At 30.8% G+C, this 20212-nt stretch carries 23 protein-coding genes; 22 read left to right on the top strand and 1 reads right to left on the bottom strand.

All coding sequences use genetic code 11. The features are described 5' to 3' along the window. Nucleotides 1-6: 6 nt before the first annotated feature. From ACJDUH_RS16120 to ACJDUH_RS16040, 17 genes are all read left to right on the top strand, one after another. Nucleotides 7-360, top strand: coding sequence for a small basic family protein (locus ACJDUH_RS16120; protein ID WP_406766234.1), 354 nt, complete (start codon nt 7-9; stop codon nt 358-360). After that, nucleotides 357-1091, top strand: a complete 735-nt coding sequence (locus ACJDUH_RS16115; RefSeq protein WP_406766233.1) for a DUF881 domain-containing protein — start codon at nt 357-359, stop codon at nt 1089-1091. The genes ACJDUH_RS16120 and ACJDUH_RS16115 overlap by 4 nt, the downstream gene beginning before the upstream one ends. Nucleotides 1092-1270: 179 nt before the next feature. Then, entirely contained in the window at nt 1271-1969 is a 699-nt protein-coding gene (locus tag ACJDUH_RS16110) for a YggS family pyridoxal phosphate-dependent enzyme (RefSeq protein WP_406766232.1), read from the top strand. Beyond that, complete coding sequence (locus tag ACJDUH_RS16105; protein ID WP_406766231.1) at nt 1947-2411, top strand: cell division protein SepF; 465 nt, start codon at nt 1947-1949, stop codon at nt 2409-2411. The genes ACJDUH_RS16110 and ACJDUH_RS16105 overlap by 23 nt, the downstream gene beginning before the upstream one ends. A gap of 14 nt (nt 2412-2425) precedes the next feature. Continuing rightward, nucleotides 2426-2701, top strand: coding sequence for a YggT family protein (locus ACJDUH_RS16100; protein WP_406766230.1), 276 nt, complete (start codon nt 2426-2428; stop codon nt 2699-2701). Beyond that, on the top strand, nt 2701-3477 hold the full coding sequence (locus ACJDUH_RS16095; RefSeq protein ID WP_406766229.1) for a YlmH family RNA-binding protein: 777 nt from the start codon (nt 2701-2703) through the stop codon (nt 3475-3477). Before ACJDUH_RS16100 ends, ACJDUH_RS16095 begins: the two co-directional genes overlap by 1 nt. Before the next feature lie 12 nt (nt 3478-3489). Next, nucleotides 3490-4116 (top strand): DivIVA domain-containing protein, encoded by a 627-nt coding sequence (locus ACJDUH_RS16090; protein WP_406766531.1) that lies wholly within the window; start codon nt 3490-3492, stop codon nt 4114-4116. 55 nt (nt 4117-4171) lie between these two features. Continuing rightward, nucleotides 4172-5260, top strand: a complete 1089-nt coding sequence (gene aroB, locus ACJDUH_RS16085) for a 3-dehydroquinate synthase (RefSeq protein ID WP_406766228.1) — start codon at nt 4172-4174, stop codon at nt 5258-5260. A gap of 134 nt (nt 5261-5394) precedes the next feature. Then, nucleotides 5395-6087, top strand: a complete 693-nt coding sequence (locus ACJDUH_RS16080) for a 5'-methylthioadenosine/adenosylhomocysteine nucleosidase (RefSeq protein ID WP_406766227.1) — start codon at nt 5395-5397, stop codon at nt 6085-6087. A gap of 11 nt (nt 6088-6098) precedes the next feature. Continuing rightward, nucleotides 6099-6914, top strand: a complete 816-nt coding sequence (gene aroF, locus ACJDUH_RS16075) for a 3-deoxy-7-phosphoheptulonate synthase (RefSeq protein ID WP_406766226.1) — start codon at nt 6099-6101, stop codon at nt 6912-6914. Next, complete coding sequence (gene aroA, locus ACJDUH_RS16070) at nt 6898-8193, top strand: 3-phosphoshikimate 1-carboxyvinyltransferase (RefSeq protein ID WP_406766225.1); 1296 nt, start codon at nt 6898-6900, stop codon at nt 8191-8193. Before aroF ends, aroA begins: the two co-directional genes overlap by 17 nt. A 69-nt stretch (nt 8194-8262) precedes the next feature. Beyond that, the gene (locus ACJDUH_RS16065; RefSeq protein ID WP_406766224.1) at nt 8263-8889 is read left to right on the top strand and encodes a TraR/DksA C4-type zinc finger protein; all 627 of its coding nucleotides are present in this window, start codon (nt 8263-8265) and stop codon (nt 8887-8889) included. A 24-nt stretch (nt 8890-8913) separates the two neighbouring features. Further along, a complete protein-coding gene (gene lspA / locus ACJDUH_RS16060) occupies nt 8914-9360 on the top strand; it encodes a signal peptidase II (protein WP_406766223.1) in 447 nt (148 codons plus the stop codon). Continuing rightward, nucleotides 9360-10277: an RluA family pseudouridine synthase gene (locus tag ACJDUH_RS16055; protein ID WP_406766222.1), complete on the top strand. Its 918-nt coding sequence runs from the start codon at nt 9360-9362 to the stop codon at nt 10275-10277. Before lspA ends, ACJDUH_RS16055 begins: the two co-directional genes overlap by 1 nt. 259 nt (nt 10278-10536) lie before the next feature. Then, nucleotides 10537-11073, top strand: coding sequence for a bifunctional pyr operon transcriptional regulator/uracil phosphoribosyltransferase PyrR (gene pyrR / locus ACJDUH_RS16050; RefSeq protein ID WP_406766221.1), 537 nt, complete (start codon nt 10537-10539; stop codon nt 11071-11073). Between the two features lie 46 nt (nt 11074-11119). Next, a complete protein-coding gene (uraA, locus tag ACJDUH_RS16045) occupies nt 11120-12430 on the top strand; it encodes a uracil permease (protein WP_406766530.1) in 1311 nt (436 codons plus the stop codon). Nucleotides 12431-12601: 171 nt separating this feature from the next. After that, entirely contained in the window at nt 12602-13732 is a 1131-nt protein-coding gene (locus ACJDUH_RS16040; RefSeq protein WP_406766220.1) for a THUMP domain-containing class I SAM-dependent RNA methyltransferase, read from the top strand. A gap of 17 nt (nt 13733-13749) precedes the next feature. Here the strand turns inward: ACJDUH_RS16040 and ACJDUH_RS16035 are convergent, their stop codons facing one another. Continuing rightward, nucleotides 13750-15483, bottom strand: coding sequence for an Rqc2 family fibronectin-binding protein (locus ACJDUH_RS16035; protein ID WP_406766219.1), 1734 nt, complete (start codon nt 15481-15483; stop codon nt 13750-13752). A gap of 228 nt (nt 15484-15711) precedes the next feature. Between ACJDUH_RS16035 and dapF the strand changes: the two genes are divergently transcribed. From dapF to ACJDUH_RS16010, 5 genes are all read left to right on the top strand, one after another. Then, the gene (dapF, locus tag ACJDUH_RS16030; RefSeq protein ID WP_406766218.1) at nt 15712-16533 is read left to right on the top strand and encodes a diaminopimelate epimerase; all 822 of its coding nucleotides are present in this window, start codon (nt 15712-15714) and stop codon (nt 16531-16533) included. Nucleotides 16534-16717: 184 nt separating this feature from the next. Beyond that, a complete protein-coding gene (locus ACJDUH_RS16025; RefSeq protein WP_406766217.1) occupies nt 16718-18241 on the top strand; it encodes a GspE/PulE family protein in 1524 nt (507 codons plus the stop codon). A 19-nt stretch (nt 18242-18260) separates the two neighbouring features. After that, entirely contained in the window at nt 18261-19457 is a 1197-nt protein-coding gene (locus ACJDUH_RS16020) for a type II secretion system F family protein (protein WP_406766216.1), read from the top strand. A 165-nt stretch (nt 19458-19622) separates the two neighbouring features. Further along, nucleotides 19623-20048 (top strand): prepilin-type N-terminal cleavage/methylation domain-containing protein, encoded by a 426-nt coding sequence (locus tag ACJDUH_RS16015; protein WP_406766215.1) that lies wholly within the window; start codon nt 19623-19625, stop codon nt 20046-20048. Nucleotides 20049-20069: 21 nt separating this feature from the next. Continuing rightward, on the top strand, nt 20070-20168 hold the full coding sequence (locus tag ACJDUH_RS16010; protein WP_406766214.1) for a prepilin-type N-terminal cleavage/methylation domain-containing protein: 99 nt from the start codon (nt 20070-20072) through the stop codon (nt 20166-20168). Nucleotides 20169-20212 lie beyond the last annotated feature (44 nt).

The raw sequence follows: 20212 nt of genomic DNA, 5'->3' as shown, positions 1-20212 counted from the left end.
AATTAAATGATAGCAGTAATTGGTTTATTATTAGGCGTTTTGATTGGGATATTTTGGAATATAAATATTCCAGATAAATTTTCTCCATATATGTCAGTAGCTATACTTGCGTGCTTAGATTCTGTATTTGGAGCACTCCGAGCTTTACTTTCAAAAAATTTTAGAGCAGATGTGTTTATCTCCGGATTTTTTGGAAATGCTGTGTTAGCTGCAGGGCTTGCTTATTTAGGTGATAAATTAAATGTTCCAATTTACTTAGCAGCGGTTATTGTATTTGGAGGAAGAATATTTGATAATTTTGCAATTATTAGAAGACAAATGCTTGAAAAAGCGAAATCACATAATGAGGTGGTTAAATGAAGAATAATGAGGCATCATTATTTATCTTCATGGCTTGCATTATTGTTGGAATACTAATATCCTTAAATATTAATTTTAATAGGACTAATAATAGAGTTTTCCTAAGTACAAAACAATATCAAGATGCAAACGAAGCAAAGAACAAGTTAATTGGTGAAATAAGTGATTTAGATCAACAATCTCTAATGCTAAACTCTAAACTCTCTAAATATAAATCTGCAGGAAAGAATCAAACAACTGTTATTTCATCCATTGAAAATGAATTAGATCAAAACAAAATGCAAATAGGTGAAGAAGATGTTAAGGGTGAAGGCATTATTATAACTTTGAAGGATGTAAGTAATGAATCCTATTATAATATCGAAGACCCTAATTTAATAGACAAGATTATTCATAATTCTGATTTGTATAATATAATTAATGACTTAAGAAATGCTGGAGCTGAAGCTATATCCATTAACGGACAAAGGGTTACTGATAGAACTTCTGTATATTGTGATGGAACTTTAATTGCAGTTAATGGAGTTAAAATAACTACTCCATTTTATATAAATGCTATTGGAGATAAAGATATATTAAAAAATTACATGCTATCAGATGATAATAGTTATTTAAAGTTTATGATGGACAGAACTATCTCGGTTAATATAGAACAATCCATGGATATTAAAATACAAGCTGCATCTTTTGATATTACTAAGGATTTCTTAAGTCCTTCTATAACTAAGTGATTATAACAAAATAATTACAATATACATTTAAAATAATATGCCAAATATAAATTTGTATTTGGTATATTATTTTAAATAAAAAATGAAATATTTGAAGGATTTTTGTATTTTATGAAGAATAGTATACTATAATAATATTATACTAAATTATCCAAGTGCATGCTAAGGGAGACGATATTTTGTCTATTGAGGAAAATATAAATAGAATAAAGAGAGATTTAGCTAATAATATTACATTAATCGCTGTATCCAAGACTAAGCCATGTGAAGCTATTGAAGAAGCATATAAAAATGGATGCAGAGACTTTGGAGAAAATAAGGTGCAGGAACTTTCTGAAAAAATTGATATGCTTCCTAAAGATATAAAATGGCATTTAATAGGTCACTTGCAAAGAAATAAAGTTAAGTATATTGCTGGGAAAGTTCATTTGATTCACTCCTTAGATAGTATAAAATTATTAGAAGAAATAGAAAGACAATATTCTAGTAAGGACTGCATTGCTAATACCTTAATTCAAATTAATATAGGAAGAGAGAATTCCAAAACCGGAATATTAATAGAAGATCTGGAAGGTCTTTTAAAGAAGTGTGAACTATGTAATAATGTTAAGGTCAAAGGGCTTATGGCAATTATTCCAATTGGACCTGAGGAAAAATGCAGAGCTTATTTTAAAGAAATGAAAACTATATGGAATGAATTAAGAAATAAAAACTTTAGAAATATTTCTATGGAGTATTTATCCATGGGAATGACACATGACTATAAAATTGCAGTTGAGGAAGGCTCTAATATGGTAAGAGTTGGTACTGGAATTTTTGGAGAGAGAAATTATACTAATATTGGAGGTAAGGAAAATGTGTGCAAAGATGATAAATAAAATGATGGGATTTTTAGGCTTAGAAGAAGATGTTGAATTAGATGAAAGAGACGAAATAGAAGAAGAACTTGAAGAAAATAATATTAGTGAGGTAGAACCTATATTTAGCACTTCGAAAAAGGCAGGGAACAGTAAAGTTGTAAATATCCATACTGCTGCTTCTGCAAAAGTTGTAATAATTAAGCCAAATGATTATGATGAGGCTGCAAATATATGTGATAATTTAAAAAATAGAAAGATTGTTGTAGTTAATACAACTGCCTTAGAAGCAAAAATTGCACAAAGACTTTTAGACTTCATTGGCGGTGCTTGCTACGCCCTTAGCGGTGAACTTCAGCAGGTTGAAAAAGGAGTATATATTCTTTCTCCTTCTAATGTAGAGGTTTCTAATGATTTGAAAAGTGAACTTACTAGTAAGGGAATCTTAAATTGGACTAAGTAATATTGGAGGGAATTATGCTTAATACTATACAGACTGCATTAAATTATCTATTTACTTTACTTGAATATGCAATATTTATAGATGTAATTCTATCTTGGGTTTATAGAGGTAGAGGTAACACTTTAATAGATATATTACATATCTTTACAGAACCTTTTATGGCACCTGCAAGAAAGATTCAAGATAGGCTGATACCTTCAACAATGCTGGATTTTTCTCCGATAGTAGCTTATTTTATAATAGCAGTACTCAGATATATAGTAAATGCTCTATTTGGGATTCTTGTATAATGGATAAAAAGACGTTTGTTAATTCTATAAATTTTGAAGATAAAAATCTTCTTTCAAATTTATATGATAAAATAAATCTAGCTGAGAAAACCAATAAAATTATTTATTCAAATGAATTTTTACCTCCAAGTGTATGGAAAGCTATCATTAATATGAGGAGCAGTTTACATGTTGAAATGGATTCATATGGGATCTTCGAAGACTCAGAAAGAAAAATTATGGCCTTTTCTAAAGCGGAAATAGAAACTGCTAATTATCCTGTGAACCTTATTAAGATTATTAATAAATCAAAGTTTAAAACACTTGAACATAAGGATTATTTAGGTGCTGTTATGGCACTAGGAATTAAAAGAGAAAAATTTGGCGATATGATATTGTCTGAAAATAGTATTTTCACTGCTGTTTGTGAGGATATTAGTGAATACATAAATCAGAATTTGACTCACGTTGGAAAATGTCCCTGTGAAGTAGAGATTATTGAGGATTTTAAAGATATAAGTTTAATTCATAGTAGTAAAGATATTTTGATAAAAATTACATCTTTAAGACTGGACTGTGTTATAAGTTCTATTTCCGGCCTTTCCAGAGCTAAAGCTGCTGAAATCATAGATTCAGGTAAGGTCTTACTAAATTACGCTGAATTAAGAGAAAAGGATAAGAATATTGAAGCTCAAGATGTTTTAACTATTAGAGGCTATGGTAAGTATAAAATTCTTGAAGTTATAGGTACTACACAAAAGGGGAAATTAAAACTTTCTATAAAAAAATACATATAAGAGGTGGATAAAGTGAAAATTACTCCTATGGATATATCAAATAAGGAATTTAAAAAAGTAATAAGAGGATATTCTTCTGAAGAAGTAGATGAATTTCTAGATAATATAGCAGAAGATTATGAGGCACTTTACAAGGAAAATTCATCATTAAAGGAAAAAATGCTTGGCTTAAATGAAAAGATTGAACATTATGCTAAAATGGAAACTACTATCCAAAACACTTTATTATTAGCACAAAATGCAGCAGAACAGTCAAAACAGACCGCTCAGAAGGAAGCAGATATTATAATTAGAAGTGCAAATGAGACTTCTCAAAGAATTTTGGACAAAGCACACAATGATGTGTTAAAAGTAAATGATGACTATGAAGGAATAAAGCAGGAATTCATAAAGTTTAGAACAAAGTTTAAAAACTTTATGAATACTCAAATAGAAATGTTTGAGAGTTTAGAAAAGGATGTAGTTAAAAATTATAGTATAGGTTCTGCTTCTGAAGATTATATTGTAGAAAAAGAAATTCAGACTGAAAGTATTTTAGAAAATGATAACGATGATTTCAGAGTGAAAAATATAGAAGATAACGATTTTAAAGATGATAATTTAAACGAAATTAAAAGTTTTTTTGTAAAATCCGAGTAGCATAAATCTCACTCCTTAGAGTGAGATTTTCTATTTTGATTAAAGGAGGGGTAATATGGAGCTTGTTAGTGGAAATTCATATAATATTTATCTGTCAAATAGTTTTAAAGAATTTGATTTAGTTATGAAGGATTACGTAAGTGCCAATGATAAAGTTTTTGTAGTAACTGATGACAAAGTTGCTGCTATATACGAATCACTATTAAAGGAGCTAAAGAGTAAATATAACTGTCAAGTGCTAGTAATGAATAATGGAGAAGAAAACAAAAATTACGGTACTATAAGCCATATATATGAATTTTTAATAGAGAGTAATGCTGACAGAGAAAGCTTTATTATAGCCTTAGGAGGTGGAGTTGTAGGAGACTTAGCTGGTTTTGCAGCAGCAACCTACATGAGAGGAATTAAGTTTATTAATATTCCTACTACACTAATTTCTCAAGTTGACAGTTCAGTTGGTGGAAAGGTCGGCTATAATTTTTTTAATTTAAAAAATTCCATAGGATGCTTTTATAAACCAACTTTTGTATATATAGCAACTGATTTCTTAACTACTTTAAATAAAGAAGAGTTATTAAATGGAATGGGCGAAGTAATTAAATATGGACTAATAAAAGATGTGGATTTGTTTCAGTATATTGAGAACAATATTGATGGAGTCTTGAAGCTAGATAACATTACTATGATGCATATTATTAATACCTGTCTAAATATAAAAACAAAGGTAGTAGAATCAGATTTTGAAGACAAGAATATAAGAAACATTTTGAATTTTGGTCATACTGTAGGACATGGTCTGGAAATTACTTCAGAATATAAGGTGAATCATGGTACTGCTGTGGCCTTAGGAATGCTCACTGCTATTAAACTTTCTGAAAAAATATTAGGCTTACCTAAGACTGTTTATTCTAGAGTGCTAAATTTATATAGTAAATTTGGGATAAAAGATAAGCATAAAGTTGACAATTACAGCAGCTTTTTGTATGCTATAAAACATGATAAGAAAAATTTGAACAACTTAAATTTTGTATTATTAAGGAATATTGGACAATGTGAAATTAAAATTGTTGTAAGTGAAGAAGAATTAAAATGGGCTTTAAATAGCAGTATTTGTAAGGAGGTTAAAGTCCTAAATGGACTTTAACGAGGTAGAAGCCCTGAATGGGCTTCTACGGGTAGTCTGCTGATGAGCAATCGGCAAGCTAGACTAAACAGTGTTACGAGGGGAAGCGAGTGAGCTTAAATTACTCAGTGCTTCCGACTAAATGGAGGAATGAAATGAATATAGGTATTATTGGAGCAATGGATGAAGAAGTTGCTAAGCTTATTAATGAAATAAATCTAAAAAGAAAAGAAATTAAGGCAAATATGGAATTTTACTGCGGCACCCTTTGGAAACAGGAAGTTGTAGTAGTCAGAAGTGGTATTGGCAAGGTAAATTCTGCTATATGTGCGCAAGTTTTAATCGATGATTTCAATGTTGATTACGTAATAAACGTAGGAATAGCAGGGGGAATTGGACTTGAAATAAAGCCTGGAGATGTGGTTATAGCTGATAATTTAGTTCAACATGACATAGATACCACTGCATTTGGAGATAAAATAGGCCAGGTTCCAAGGCTTGATACCTATGATTTTAAATGCTCTGAGGAGCTTGTAAATAAAGCAAAGAAAGGCTCAATGGAGCTTAACCACATAAATAGCTTTATTGGCAGAATAGTTACAGGAGACCAGTTTATTGCTGATGTAAATAAGATTAAATGGCTCAAGGAAGAGTTTGGTGCTCTTGCCTGCGAAATGGAAGGCGGAAGTATTGCACAGGTATGCCACTTAAATAATATTCCATTTGTAGTTATTAGATCTATTTCAGATAATGCAAATACTGGAGCTCATATTGATTATGAAAAATTTAAAGGTATTGCTGTTGAAAATTCAACAACGATTTTAAAAAGTATGCTAAAGAATATGTAGGTGATTAGTAAATGAGAAATCTATTAGTAGATAAAAAAAGCGGGGATGATATAAAGGTTAAAGTTAGGGATTTAATATTTGGTGGAACAGAAAAAATAATTATATCAGGTCCTTGTTCTGTTGAAAATTATGATTTAATGCTGAAAATAGCAATTGAGCTTAAAAAGATAGGAGTTCAAATGCTTAGGGGAGGAGCATTTAAGCCAAGAACCTCACCCTATGATTTTCAAGGCCTGCAATATGAAGGTTTAAAAATCTTGAAAGCAGTTTCTAAGGAAACTCAAATGCCTGTCGTAACTGAAATAATGGACCCAAGAGATGTAGAAATGTCCATGGATTTTACAGATATGATTCAAGTAGGCTCAAGAAATATGTATAATTACAGCCTCCTTAAGGAACTTGGAAAAGTTAGTGTACCGATACTACTTAAACGAGGAATGAGTGCAACCTTATCTGAATGGCTGAAAGCTGCTGAATACATAGTTTCTGGTGGAAATGAAAATGTAGTTTTGTGTGAAAGAGGAATTAGAACCTTTGAAAGCTATACAAGAAATACTTTAGACTTAAATAGTGTAGCAGCTATAAAGAAAAAGTGTAGATTGCCGGTAATTGTTGACCCAAGTCATGGAACAGGACTAAGAGAACTTGTACCTACTATGTCTTTAGCCTCCATAGCTGCAGGTGCTGATGGCTTAATAATTGAGAGTCACATAAGTCCAGAAAATTCTCTTTCTGATTCAAGGCAAACTATATCTATTGAAGCACTAGGTGGCATCATATCAAGGGTAAAAAAGCTGGAAGGTATATTTTATGAAGATAAGGCTTAAGAAAAAGGATAGGTCAATAAATAAGGTTTTTAACCTTATGGGCGATAAATCAATAGCTCATAGGTCTCTAATTATTGGGACCTTGGGAAAAGGAGAATATACAATTAAGAATTTTCCGAATAACCTAGATTGCTTATCAACGCTAACATGCATGGAAAGGCTAGGTGTTAATGCAAAAATCCAAAAGGGTGATGTTATAATTAATTCCCCTGGATTTGAAAACTTTAATAAAAATGCAGGAATATTAGATGCTGGTAACTCAGGAACTACAGCAAGACTATTATCTGGACTTTTAGCAGGCACTAAATTAATGGGAACTATTGATGGAGATGAATCCTTAAGAAAAAGACCTATGGATAGAATCATTGTGCCATTAAAGCAAATGGGAGCTGAAATAAATACCAATAATAATTTATTGCCTTTAAGTTTTATACGCAGTAAAAAGTTAATAGGAATAGAATATAATATGCCTATTGCATCAGCACAGGTAAAATCTAGCTTATTAATTGCTGGTTTTTTAAGTGAAGGGAAAACTACAATTACAGAAAAGCAATACACTAGAGACCACACTGAACGTATGTTTAAAGCTCTAGGCAGCAATATTGAGGTAAATAATTTAAGAATAAGCATAAGCAATTCAAAAATTACAGTTAAGGATATGATAATTCCTGGTGACATATCTTCTGCTGCCTTTGTAATAGGCTGTGCACTTATGCATGAAGATTGTAATATTAAAATTGAAAATGTATTATTAAATGAGAGAAGAAAAAAATATTTAGATATACTAATAAAAATGAATGCCAATATTGAGTATAAGGTAATTAAAACAGAAAATTATGAAGAAATCGGATATGTAATAGCTAAAAGCAGCAGCTTAAAAGGAATAACCATTGAAGAGGATGAGGTACCTAATATAATAGATGAAATACCAATTCTAGCTGTTTTATCCTGTTTTGCTGAGGGAAGTACAATTTTTAATGGAATTTCAGAGTTAAAATTTAAGGAAAGTAATAGAATTAGGGCCATTGTAGATAATTTAATAGAATGCGGAGTAGAGGTAAACTACACTGACAACTATATGGAGATTACGGGTAATAATGAGTATTTAAATAAAGATATTTATATTAATCCTTTCAATGATCATAGGATAGCGATGGCATTTACTGCCTTAGGCTGTAAAAACTACAAATCTACCATAATTAATAATTGGGAATGTACACATATTTCTTTTCCAGACTTTATAAGTATTCTTAGTGAATTTTTTAATGTTCAATCTTAAAAAGTAATAAAATCACCTGATTATGAGAAAATATATAAAGATACAAAATATAATTAGGTGGGTGGTATAATGAATAAAGATAGGTTGAATTTTTTTAGAAATAGGCTGCTTAAGGAAAGAGAAGATGTCTTAGAGTTTCTCAAGCAAATGGAAGGCAATGAAACCTTTAACTCAGATGAAGAGTTCTCAAGTGAATTATCTGAACTCTCTATATATGATAATCATCCCTCAGACGTAGCAACAGAGCTTTATGATGCAGAAAAAGGAAGGGCTCTCAAGGAACATGAAATAAGTTTAATAGGCAAAATAGAGGATTCACTTAGAAATGTAGAAAATGGTACCTATGGTAAATGTAAAATGTGTGGAAGAGAAATTTCTGAGGAAAGGCTTGAATTTATACCTTATGCAGAATTTTGTGTTTCCTGCCAGGAAAAAAATGCAAACCTAAAACCTAGGGAAAAAAATAATAGGGCAATTGAAGAAGATGTTTTAGGTAAACCCTTTGGATATGGTTTTAATGATTTTGATGAGACATATAATCAAGTTGGTTATGATGCCGAGGACAGCTATCAGGACGTTCAAAGTAACGAATGGAGAGAGAATGTAGATTATGAGTATATGGATGATGATCAAGATTTTGTTGAACCAATTGAAAAGGTAAGTAATGATCAATACAAAAGTCAACTTCCAGATTAATATTTATGAAAGGTTGAGATGGGGATGGAAATTTTAATAATTGTTGTAGGTTTATTATTAGACAGAATAACTAAGATATGGGCTTTAAAAAGTCTATATGTAAATGGTGATGTGGTAATAATAAAAAATATTTTTGCCTTTTCTTATTTAGAAAATAGAGGCGCTGCTTTTGGTATCTTTCAAAATAAAGTACAGCTTCTTTCAATTGTTACAAGTATAGTGGTTTTAGCTATGATCTTCTATTTAGTTAAATATAAGCCTAAGTCAAGGTTTTTAAGAATAAGTATGGCAATGATTATTACAGGAGCTATTGGTAATTTAATCGATAGATTTGTGTATAAGTTTGTGGTGGACTTTATATTGGTTCATTATAAAACTGTATATTATTTTCCTACATTTAATGTGGCAGACATGTTTGTGGTTATTGGAACCTGTCTACTAGCATTAAGTATAATAAGGGATGAAGTATAATGAAAGAAAAGCAATTTGTTGTGGATGAAACTTCAAGTGGAATGCGGCTAGATGTATATTTAGCAAATATGCTTAAAGAAAAATCCAGGTCTTATATTCAAAATTTAATAGAAGAAAATAGTGTACTAGTAAATAATAGACTTAAGAAAAGCAATTATAAAATAAATAGTGAAGATATAATTTTAATTACTATACCTGATCCCATAGAATTATCTATAAAGCCTCAGAACATTCCCCTTGACATCTTATATGAGGATAGTGATTTAATTGTTGTGAATAAACCTAAAGGAATGGTAGTTCATCCTGCTGCAGGTGTTTATGAAAATACACTTGTTAATGCATTATTAGGTCACTGCACAGATCTTTCTGGGATAAATGGAGTATCTAGGCCTGGGATTGTTCACAGAATTGATAAAGATACTTCCGGTGTTCTTGTAGTTGCAAAAAATGACTATGCACATAATAAATTGGCTCTGCAGCTTAAGGATCACAGCATGAATAGAGTATATCTAGCTTTAGTAGAAGGTATTATGAAAGATGATGAAGGAACTATTGATGAGCCCTTAGGAAGGCATTCTATAGAAAGGGTTAAAATTGCTATAGTTAAAGATGGCAGAAGAGCCGTTACTCATTATAGGGTTATTGAAAGATATAAAAATAATACCTTAATTGAATGTAAATTAGAGACAGGAAGGACCCATCAAATTCGTGTACATATGGCATACAAGGGTCATCCAATTGTAGGTGATCCTGTTTATGGCTATAAAAAACAAAGATTTAATTTAGAAGGTCAGCTGCTACATGCAAAGCTTTTAGGCTTTATTCATCCTAGAACTGAGAAATATGTAGAATTTTGCACTGAACCACCAGAGGATTTTAAAAAAGTTATCAATATTTTAAAAAATGAATTGAAATAAGAAATAATATGTGATATTATATTTTCAATGATTAAATATTCCTTTAAGTGATCCAGTGAGATCATAAGGCGCATATTGTAATAGCTTATTATGTTATTATACGTCTTGATCTTGCATCAAGGCGTTTTTTAATTTGTTTTAACAAGAGCGACTTATAATTTTAGGAGGTAAAAGCCCTAAATGGGCTTTTACGAGTAATTTGCGAGCGGGAGTGAGTAATCTTAAATTATTCAGCGTTCCGACAATAGGAGGAATAAATTTGAAATTTAAAACTCAAATTTTAGATGATAAGGCTATTGGAAGAACCTTAACTAGAATAGCACATGAAATAATTGAGAAGAATAAAGGTGTAGAGAATGTTATTCTACTGGGAATTAAAAGAAGAGGATATCCGCTAGCCTATAGAATAGCTGAAGCTATTAAAAACATTGAAGGAGTATCAATTCAGGTAGGAAGCTTAGATATTACTTTATATAGAGATGATTTATCTCAAATTAGTGATTTACCTGTTTTAAATAATGATACCTTAGACATAGATATTAAAGATAAAACTGTCATATTAGTTGACGACGTACTATTTACTGGAAGAACTGCAAGAGCTGCTTTAGACGCTGTTATTCATCATGGTAGACCAAATATAATTCAGCTTGCAGTATTAATCGACAGAGGGCATAGAGAACTACCTATCAGGGCTGATTATGTAGGTAAGAACATTCCTACTTCTAAGGAAGAGCTAGTTTCTGTTGAATTAATGGAAGTAGATAGTACAGACTCAGTTAAAATATATGAAATCTAAACAAAAGAAATCTTTTAATATAGCCCAGAGAGGCTAAAAGGAGGCAATTATGAAAAATTACATTGATATTGACGAAAGGTTACCTATATTACAAACAATACCTCTAAGTTTTCAGCATCTTTTTGCTATGTTTGGTGCAACAATATTGGTGCCAATTTTATTTGGTATTAATCCAGCCATAGCTCTTCTCATGAATGGAATAGGTACTTTAATCTACTCCTTCATTACAAGAGGAAAAATACCGGCATATCTAGGTTCAAGCTTTGCATTTCTTGCACCTACTTTTGCAATACTAGCAGGAGGTGGAGGTTTTGGAGAAGCTCAAGTTGGATTCATATTTTTCGGAGTATTCTTTGTTATAATATCTATTGTAATACGGTTTGTAGGAATAAAGTGGATAGATGTAATTATGCCACCGCCTGTAATGGGAGCAGTAGTTGCTGTAATAGGACTAGAGCTTGCTCCAACGGCAGCACAGATGGCAGGCCTTGCAGCAGCCCCTACAGCAGTTGGTAAGGTCGTACAAGCTTATACAGCTGATCCAAAGGTTATAACTGTTTCCTTATTCACTTTACTTGTAGGAACAATAGGATCTGTAGTTTTTAGAAAGTTTTTTAAGATTATTCCAATATTAATTGGAGTGCTTTCTGGATATGTGTTGGCACTATTTATGGGAATGGTAGATTTTAAGCCTATAATAGATGCTCCATGGTTTAAACTACCTACCTTCACTGCACCTATATTTAATACAAAGGCAATGATTATAATAGCTCCGGCATGTTTAGTAGTTCTAGCAGAACATATTAGCCATCTAATCGTAACTGGAAATATAACAAATAGGGATTTGATTAAAGATCCAGGACTTCATGTGTCCCTCTTTGCGGATGGATTAAGCAATATTATCTCTGGTTTTGCAGGTTCTCCTCCTAATACAACCTATGGAGAAAACATAGGAGTTATGGCTATAACAAAAGTATATTCCGTTTGGGTAATTAGAGGAGCTGCAATATTAGCCATAATATTCTCCTGTATAGGAAAAATAGCTGCAGCTATTCAAACAATACCAAGTCCAGTCATGGGTGGGATTACAATATTACTTTATGGTGTAATTGCATCTTCAGGTCTTAGAATGTTTGTAGAGCAAAAGGTTGATTTTAGTAAGAGTTATAATATGGTGCTTGCAGCTGTAACCTTTGTTGTAGGTGTAAGTGGAGCAACAATAAAATTAAGCAGTGATGTTGAGCTTAAAGGAATGGCATTAGCTGCAGTAATAGGAACATTATTATCAATAGTATTCTATATTTTAGATAAATTAGGACTTATGAATGAGAAATATATCATTAAAAGTGAAGAGTAAAATATTGATGAAATTTACGAAATAACTAAAATTATAATAGCTGCAAAACCAAGCATGCTTCTCCAAAAGCAGAATAACACTTGGTTTTGCGGCTATTTTAATGTAATGGTTATTGTTATTTATTTAATATTATAGTATAGTTATTCTAGTAAATTTTAAGGAGCGAATTTTATGGAATTTGATTTAATTGCAACTTCAACCTTTGGTTTAGAAGCTGTTGTGGCTAAGGAATTAAAATTATTAGGATATGAAGATTTAATAAGCGAAAATGGTAAGGTTAGCTTTAAAGGTGATGAATATGATATTGCAATCTGCAATACTTGGCTAAGAACTGCAGATAGAGTTTTAATTAAAATGGCTGAATTTAAGGCAGAGAGCTTCGAAGAGCTGTTTCAAGGAACACTTAGAGTGCCCTGGGGAGAACTTATACCTAAGAACGGGAAAATGCACGTGGTTGGTAAATCTATAAAATCTGTGCTTCATAGTGTTCCAGATTGTCAATCCATAGTAAAAAAGGCCGTGGTAGAGGCCATGAAAAAAGAATATAACATTGACTATTTTGAAGAAGATGGCCCAGTTTATAAAATTGAAATTGCGCTATTAAAGGATATAGCTACCTTAACCATTGATACCACTGGTTCAGGTTTACATAAAAGAGGCTATAGAGAGCTTGCTGGGGAGGCTCCACTTAAAGAAACCTTAGCCGCTGCACTAGTACTCTTAAGTTCATGGGAACCAAGCAGAGTACTTGCTGATCCATTCTGCGGCTCAGGAACCATACCAATAGAAGCTGCACTAATAGGAAAAAACATTGCACCTGGCTTAAACAGAAGCTTTGTATGTGAAACCTGGCCTACCATGGATAAGTCTATTTGGGAAGAAATTAGAAGTTATGCTAAAAGTAAAATTAATAAGGAAAGCTTTCAAATTCTAGCTTCTGATGTTAATGGAAGACTGCTTAAAACAGCCAGGGAAAATGCTTTAAAAGCAGGTGTGTCAGAATATATTGCATTTCAAAAGCGTGATGCCAGAGAGTTTAGCTCACAAAAGAAATATGGTTTTATAATAAGTAATCCACCATATGGTGAAAGATTAGGGGATAAGGTTGAAGTAGAGGAACTTTACAAGGCTATGGGGGAACTCTATAGAAATCTTGATTCCTGGTCTTTCTTTGTTATAACCTCAAACCTTAAGTTTCAAGAGTTGTTTGGGAAAAAGGCTGACAAAAATAGGAAGTTATATAATGGAAGACTGCTTTGCTACTATTATCAATATATTAATAATCCTACAAAAAATAAATAAACAGGTTTTTAACCTGTTTAATCTATTTTTTGAAGCTCTAATTTTTCAGGATTTACATAGATGGTTTTATTTGTATAATAGATTACCATTCCTGGTTTTGCTCCGGAAGGTTTTTTTACATTTCTAACTTCAGTATAATCTACAGGTACCTTTGTAGAGTCTTTTCCTTTACTGTAATATGCAGCAAGGATAGCTGCTTCCTCAATGGTTTCCTTTGACACCTCATTTGCAGATTTTATAATTACGTGAGATCCGGGAATATTTTTAGTGTGAAGCCATATATCCTTTTTATCAGCAAACTTTAGTGTTAAAAAGTCATTTTGAATGTTATTTTTGCCAATGTATATATGCTCACCATTGCTTGCTAAAAAATGCATAGGTTTTGAAGACTTAAACTTTTTCTTATCTTCCTTTTTAAATCTTATATACCCAGTGTCAATAAGCTCTCTTTTGATCTCTTCAATTTCTTCATAGCTTTCTGCATTCTTAATATTTGTTAATACAGACTGTAAGTAGTCTAACTCCTCTGAAGCAGCCTTTATTTGAAGCTCTGCCATCTCTGCAGATTTTTTTAATTTGTTGTATTTTTTATAATAGCCTTGAATGTTCTCTGAAGGTGTTTTATTTTCATCAATAGGTATATTTATATAATCCTCATTAGGCGCATAATAATTTAAGACACGAACTTCTTTCATGCCCTTTTTAATATTATAAATATTAGCAGTTAATAATTCACCGCTGATTTTATAACTTTCTCTGCTATCACACTCAATTAATGTGCCTTTTAGTAATTCTAATTTTTTATTACATCTATCTATGTTAGTGTGAATTATTTTTTGCAGATCAGAGCTCTTTATATTTAATCTATCACTTTTATCCTTTTCATAATAAAAACTTTCAATTAACTCAGAAGGTGAAGAAAATACTTTTTCTGAAAGTCCGCTATATTGATGTAATTTAATGCAATAAAAATCTTTTAGTGAGTCGCCAAATTTATAGGATATAAACTCAAAATAACTAGTCCTTAAACCTTCAAATAAATTCAAAATATAAATAAATATTTCCTTTAATCTAGTTAGGTTTAATGCTATATTATTTTTTTCTAATTCTATAGCTATGGACTTTGCAAAAGGAGAACTTATTCCAGTAAAAATCTTTGAAAACATATTTGGTTCAAATTTTATAAAATTCAATTCAATAAAATTACTTAAGTCTTGATAATTAAAATTAAAAGGGCTTAATTTGGTTGAAGAAGGAGGATATACAAATTTTATTCCTGGGTATAGGCTTCTATAGCTATTTATATCTGGAGTTATATGCTTAATAGAGTCTATTATTACCGAATCCCGCTGTCTTATAAGTGTTATATTGCTGTGCCTTCCCATTATCTCAATTATCATTGAATATACACTATTAAAGCCTAACTCATCAGCGCTTTCAAAATCTATAATTAAGATTCTATCTGTATCCAATTGAGAAATACTTACTATCTTTCCATTACTTAGATATTTTCTAAGTACCATACAAAACATTGGAGCTTTAATAGGATTAACTTTATTTATATTAGTTAAATGTACTTTTGGATAAGTAGAACTAGCACTAACAAGAAGCTTATAGCTTGTTCTTTCTACTCTTAAATTAAGGACAATTTCATCCTTTTCTGGTTGTGAAATTTTATCAACTCTGCTTCCAATTATTTTTTTGCAGAGTTCATCTTTCAGGCTATATAAGTAAATACCATCTAATGGCATATTATTTTCCTTCTTTCTAGTAAAACTTTATATCTGCTAGTATATCATTATAATATTTTAAAATCAAAGGTTCCCTATATTAATGCATTTACTTTCTTGAAATGGCTTTAATGAATATATTATAATTAATAAGAAATCTCTTATTAATTGAAACTTATAATATATCTTAGAAGATATTTAATGAGCAAGCATAAACTATCCAGTGCGATCACTAAAAGGAGGATAACTATGAAATTCACTAAAATGCATGGTAATGGAAATGACTTTATTATTATTGAGGATTTAGATAATAAACTAATAAATGAAAGCTCCTTAGCAAAAAGACTTTGTCACAGAAATTTTGCCATTGGTGCTGATGGAATTTTAATTGTAAGAAAAAGCAGCTCGGCTAATATTAAAATGACAATAATAAATTCTGACGGTTCGCTAGCTAACATGTGCGGCAATGGGATTAGATGTTTTGCTAAATATGTATGGGAGCATGAACTTGTAGATAAAAAAGATAGCATAAAGATTGAAACTGATGATGGAATAAAAACTGCCTATTTAAAAATAGATAATAGGGAAGTAAAGGAAGTTACTATAAATATGGGTATGCCAACTTTTACGCCATCATATATTCCTGTTATTAGTGATCAGGAAGTTTTAATGAAAAAGATAGAAATAGAAAATAAAAATTATGAAATTAATTCTATATTACTAGGTGTACCCCATACAGTTATTTTTGGAAAATTGGAGGATTTTTCAGTTGAAGAAGGTAAAGCAATTGAAAAATATAAATTATTTCCCGAAGGCACAAATGTTAATTTTTGTGAGGTAGTAAACCCTAATAAAATTAGAGTTATGACCTGGGAAAGGGGTGCTGGAGCTACTTTAGCCTGTGGTACTGGCAGCTGTGCATCAGTTGTAGTTGCAAACAAATTAGGACTAGTAGAAAATAAGGTAACAGTAGAAATACCAGGAGGAACTCTTTATATAGAGGTTACAGAAAAAGGTATATATATGACTGGACCTGCTGTTACAAGCTTTGTTGGTGAATATTTAGCTTAAAAAATAAAACATTAAAGATATTTATTAAAAAATTATGCTTGAAATTTTTAGGACACTTTAAAAGTGACTTAAAAAATTTGGCATATTTTTTTATTTTTTGCGAAAAATAATAGGTTTAAAAAAATTTTAGGTGGTTATACTTAAGATTGTTAACGCAATTCCTAAGAAAGTGTGGTTTACAAATATGAGCTCTTTTGAAATAAAAAATGACAGAATAATTGATTTAAATGGAATAAAACCAGACTATGAGGTTATGAATTTTATTCCAAAGGAGATCATGATTAAATACTGCTTAATTCCCTTATACATGAAAGAAAACTCTCTTTATATTGCAGCCTATAAAATTGAGGAAAATCAAATCTTAAAGGATTTAGTTTTTTTAACTAAAAGAAACCTAAAAGTTTTTTATGCAGCAAAATCACAAATTGAAAATCTTATAAACCAAGTGGATAAAATTGATGATACAAATTCTATGCTGGAAAAACTTAAGTTTCAATACAAAAATTTAGTTAAAGAAGAGAGAGTTTATAATTCATCTTTTATCCATTCTGAGGCTTCACCTGTTATAAGGATTACAAACACAATAATTGAGCAGGGTATAAACTATAAAGCCAGTGATATTCACATTGAACCTTTTGAGGAGGCTGCTAGAGTTAGGTACAGATTAGATGGCTACCTTTTAGATGACTTTACATTACCAAAGGAAATCTTTAGCAGCATTTGCAGCAGAATAAAATTGCAGGCAAATATGGATATTGCAGAAAAGAGGCTTCCCCAGGACGGCAAGATAGCTTTTAAGTATGAAGGTGAATATAAGGATTTAAGAGTGTCAACTCTACCTGTATTATATGGTGAAAAAATAGTAATACGAATTCTCTATAAATCTAATAAATTACTGAACCTTAAATCATTAGGTTTTGATAATTTAGATGAAGAACTAATGAATAATTTACTAAAAAGTACACATGGAATTATTTTAGTCACAGGCCCGACTGGCAGCGGAAAGACCACCACTTTATATTCAATGCTCAATCATGTTAACAAGAGCCACAATAATATTGTTACCATTGAAGATCCTGTGGAAATGGCTTTAAAAGGTATAAATCAAGTAAATGTAAATAATAAAGCTGGGCTAACTTTTGCAAATGGTTTAAAGAGCCTTTTGCGCCAAGATCCCGATATTGTCATGGTTGGAGAAATCAGAGATGAAGTTACAGCTGAAATTGCGGTTCGGGCTGCTATAACCGGTCACTTAGTAATATCTACCTTGCATACAAACGATGCAGCCTCTTCGGTAATTAGATTAAAAGATATGGGAATTCCAACTTATTTAATAGCTGATTCCTTAGTAGCAGTTATTGCACAAAGGCTTGTTAGAGAAATCTGCAGTTTTTGTAAGGAGCCTTATGAGCCTAACATTGAGGAAAGAAGCAATTTAAATTTAGAACCTAATGAGGTCCTTTATAAAGGCAAGGGCTGTGTGTTTTGCAATTATACAGGTTATAAAAAAAGAATTATTGTATATGAAATTATGAAAACCAGTGAAGAACTTAGAGAGCTTATTACAAGAAGTAAAAATGTAGATGATATTAGAGAATTAATTAAAAATTTAGGAATGAGAAGCATAAGTGAAAATTGTAGAGATAAGGCAGTAAAAGGGCTAACCACCTATGAAGAATACATTAAACTCAGAGGTAATAATTTTTAATAATTTTGGAGTGCTAGAAATGCCATATTGCGAATACAAGGTTAAGAATTTAGATGGAAAGGAATTAAAGGGAAGATGCTGGTGTACCAATAAAAGGGATTTAACTATTTCCTTTAGAAATAACGGCTTTTTTATATTCTACTATAAAGAAATAAAAACATTTAATTTAAGCTTTATTAAATCATCTTTGTCTCTAAAAGAATTGGTTTTATTTTGTAATAATTTTTCCTCATTACTTTCTGCAGGATTAAATATTTTAGATATAGTTCAAATAATAAAAGAAGATTTTAAAAATAAATCCTTAATTAGGAATTTAGAAGAGGTAGAGCAGTTAATTTATGAAGGGGAAAACCTATCTTATAGTCTTAATAAAGATTCTAAACTATACCCTAATCTTCTAGTCAATATGGTAAAGGTAGGAGAAGAAAGTGGGAGGCTGGATAAAATCTTTAACATGCTTGGAAAGTATTATGAAAATGAGAAGAAAATAAAAGATAGGCTCATAAAGGTACTTACTTATCCCTGCATAGTACTATTTGTAAGTATTTTAATGATGTTAATTATGATAACAACTATTATACCAATGTTAGTATCAACACTTGATGGCATTTCTGCCAAAATTCCAACATCAACAAAAATAATATTAAATATCAGTTCAATTCTAAAAGAGAACTATTTGTTTATTGCAATAATACTTTTTTTCCTAGCAGCTGCTTTTATGAATTTTAAAAGTCTTGAAAGCACTGCAATAAAGATAGATAAATTTAAAATTAGCAATATAATTACAAAAAATTTGTATATAAAATTGATTTCTGTAAGGTTTTCAAGAACTCTTGGTATATTACTAGAAAGTGGGATACAGATAAGTAAAGCACTAACTATTACACTAAGTGTTATTGATAATAAATATGTAATAAAGGAGGTGGGAAATTGCTTAGAGGAAGTTAAAGGTGGTAAAAGCCTTTCAGAAAGCTTAGAAAAAATGAAATTTTTTCCTAGAAATTTTATGTCCATGACTAAAATTGGAGAGGAAACAGGAAGCTTAGATGAAATGCTTATTAAAGTGTCAGACATTATAGAAGAAGACTTATTTACAACTATTGATAAACTCACTACTTTAATTGAACCAGCTTTAATATTAGGTTTATCCATTGTAATAGGGTATTTGCTAATAGCTGTCCTTATGCCAATGATGAACTTGATGAATAGTATTTAAGTGTTAATGATGGAATATTACGGTTAAGGCATAAATTGAAATTGAAGCTTGTATCGAGAAATTTAATAAAAGGTGAGATTTATTATTAGAACTTTTAACTTAGAAAAAAATAAATAAAGTATTAATGTAAATCAAAAATTTAATGAAAAATAGGAGGATACAAAAATGTTTTATTTAATCAAAAGCAATAAAATTGGGGGAAAAAGGAAAAAGGGTTTTACTTTAATTGAGATAATTGTGGCAGTTACAATAATAATTATTTTATCTGCACTTGCAGTTCCAAAGGTTTCAGGATATATAAGTAAGGCTAAGGAAGCAAATGTAATTAGTAAAGGAAAACAAATTTATAATGCTGCTATGTGGACTTATTCAGAGCAAGGGAATGCTTTTGATAAAGCTAAAATTGAAGCTGCTGTTACGAGTACAACTAATATCAAAGCTACTGATATAAATGCAACAGTAAATACTGCTGATGTGACTATTTCATTTAAAAACAATGATAAAGGCTATAATCTAGTAATATCAAAAGATGATAATACTTATACTGTTAAAGACACAGATGGTAATCAGATTTTTAGCTCAGCAGAATAATAAGCAAAATAGGTGAAATAAATGAAGAAGGGCTTTTCTTTAATCGAGCTACTGGTGATAATGTCCATAATTATAATTGCTGCTAGTTGTACCCCATTTTTAACCTCTTTCCTCCAATAATAACCTCATTCCAATCATAATAAAGTCTTTCCATATATATCTGT

Source organism: Candidatus Clostridium radicumherbarum, from assembly GCF_045310525.1.
Lineage (GTDB): Bacteria > Bacillota > Clostridia > Clostridiales > Clostridiaceae > Clostridium_AT > Clostridium_AT radicumherbarum.
This window is presented reverse-complemented; position numbering and strand designations above follow the sequence as displayed.

Bases quoted from the DNA above. Each gene is read 5' to 3' on its own strand.
- ACJDUH_RS16120 (WP_406766234.1), top strand. From the start codon at position 7: ATGATAGCAGTAATTGGTTTATTATTAGGCGTTTTGATTGGGATATTT.
- ACJDUH_RS16115 (WP_406766233.1), top strand. From the start codon at position 357: ATGAAGAATAATGAGGCATCATTATTTATCTTCATGGCTTGCATTATT.
- ACJDUH_RS16105 (WP_406766231.1), top strand. From the start codon at position 1,947: ATGTGTGCAAAGATGATAAATAAAATGATGGGATTTTTAGGCTTAGAA.
- ACJDUH_RS16100 (WP_406766230.1), top strand. From the start codon at position 2,426: ATGCTTAATACTATACAGACTGCATTAAATTATCTATTTACTTTACTT.
- ACJDUH_RS16095 (WP_406766229.1), top strand. From the start codon at position 2,701: ATGGATAAAAAGACGTTTGTTAATTCTATAAATTTTGAAGATAAAAAT.
- aroB (WP_406766228.1), top strand. From the start codon at position 4,172: ATGGAGCTTGTTAGTGGAAATTCATATAATATTTATCTGTCAAATAGT.
- ACJDUH_RS16080 (WP_406766227.1), top strand. From the start codon at position 5,395: ATGAATATAGGTATTATTGGAGCAATGGATGAAGAAGTTGCTAAGCTT.
- aroF (WP_406766226.1), top strand. From the start codon at position 6,099: ATGAGAAATCTATTAGTAGATAAAAAAAGCGGGGATGATATAAAGGTT.
- aroA (WP_406766225.1), top strand. From the start codon at position 6,898: ATGAAGATAAGGCTTAAGAAAAAGGATAGGTCAATAAATAAGGTTTTT.
- ACJDUH_RS16065 (WP_406766224.1), top strand. From the start codon at position 8,263: ATGAATAAAGATAGGTTGAATTTTTTTAGAAATAGGCTGCTTAAGGAA.
- lspA (WP_406766223.1), top strand. From the start codon at position 8,914: ATGGAAATTTTAATAATTGTTGTAGGTTTATTATTAGACAGAATAACT.
- ACJDUH_RS16055 (WP_406766222.1), top strand. From the start codon at position 9,360: ATGAAAGAAAAGCAATTTGTTGTGGATGAAACTTCAAGTGGAATGCGG.
- ACJDUH_RS16040 (WP_406766220.1), top strand. From the start codon at position 12,602: ATGGAATTTGATTTAATTGCAACTTCAACCTTTGGTTTAGAAGCTGTT.
- ACJDUH_RS16035 (WP_406766219.1), bottom strand. From the start codon at position 15,483: ATGCCATTAGATGGTATTTACTTATATAGCCTGAAAGATGAACTCTGC.
- dapF (WP_406766218.1), top strand. From the start codon at position 15,712: ATGAAATTCACTAAAATGCATGGTAATGGAAATGACTTTATTATTATT.
- ACJDUH_RS16025 (WP_406766217.1), top strand. From the start codon at position 16,718: ATGAGCTCTTTTGAAATAAAAAATGACAGAATAATTGATTTAAATGGA.
- ACJDUH_RS16020 (WP_406766216.1), top strand. From the start codon at position 18,261: ATGCCATATTGCGAATACAAGGTTAAGAATTTAGATGGAAAGGAATTA.
- ACJDUH_RS16015 (WP_406766215.1), top strand. From the start codon at position 19,623: ATGTTTTATTTAATCAAAAGCAATAAAATTGGGGGAAAAAGGAAAAAG.
- ACJDUH_RS16010 (WP_406766214.1), top strand. From the start codon at position 20,070: ATGAAGAAGGGCTTTTCTTTAATCGAGCTACTGGTGATAATGTCCATA.